This window comes from Vibrio sp. 970, assembly GCF_033339075.1.
The window spans coordinates 1-873 of the sequence record NZ_JAWOTW010000152.1; the positions used below are offsets into that span (position 1 = coordinate 1).

The following is an 873-nucleotide window of genomic DNA, read 5'->3' on the forward strand; positions in this document are numbered from 1 at the left end:
GGGCGCGGGACTTGAGTGTGATTGGGAATGGTGGCGCGGTCGAGAAAGACCACTTTAGGCAGTGACATAACGGCTCCTTGTTCACTGCCTAATGAAATCTATTTATGGGCGTGGCAGTGTTTTGTAATCAGGTAATTTACGCTCTGGATCGAAATAGTCAAAGATCATCTCTTCGGCTTCCTGGTAAAAGTCACACGGAACAAAAATACTGCGGAGCCAGTGACTTTTCGGATGGTAGAAGCTCAGTTCAGAAGCGTGCAGTTCCAAACGCTCAGAGAAGGCTTTGGCTTCTTCGGTCGCGTAGAACTCGTCACCAACAATAGGGTGACCCAACGCTTGCATGTGCACACGCAATTGATGTGAGCGGCCAGTAATAGGCAGTAAACGTACGATGGTCGTCTTTGTTCCGTCTTCATGTTCTTCTCGCTTCGCGACTTGGAAGAGAGTTTTTGATGGCTTACCATCTTCAAAACACACTTTTTGCAGCGGACGGTTTGGCCAGTCACAGATCAATGGCAGATCGATTTCGCCCTCTTCCTGCTCGACATGACCCCAAACGCGTGCGTAGTAAATTTTATGCGTTAAGCGGAACTGGAACTGCTTTTTCAACGCACTTTCTGCTCGCTTGTTTTTAGCCAGTACCATCAATCCCGACGTCGACATATCTAAGCGATGCACGACTTGGATATCTGGGTACTCCTCCTGTAAACGACTCCACATGCTGTCATGGTGTTCTGCAAGACGTCCCGGAACTGACAACAAACCAGACGGCTTATTCACAGCCAAGATATGGTCGTCCTCAAAAACGATGTCGATCCAAGGATCTGTCGGTGGGTTGTACTCAAGCATTGCCATGGGTGGGATCTCTAGAAA

General features: G+C 48.6%; 1 protein-coding gene. It reads right to left on the reverse strand.

Annotated elements, in window-relative coordinates:
* Positions 1-102: 102 nt before the first annotated feature.
* A complete protein-coding gene (rluA, locus tag R7Q11_RS25340; RefSeq protein ID WP_021484738.1) occupies positions 103-855 on the reverse strand; it encodes a bifunctional tRNA pseudouridine(32) synthase/23S rRNA pseudouridine(746) synthase RluA in 753 nt (250 codons plus the stop codon).
* Between the last annotated feature and the right edge of the window lie 18 nt (positions 856-873).

Bases quoted from the DNA above. Each gene is read 5' to 3' on its own strand.
- rluA (WP_021484738.1), bottom strand. From the start codon at position 855: ATGGCAATGCTTGAGTACAACCCACCGACAGATCCTTGGATCGACATC.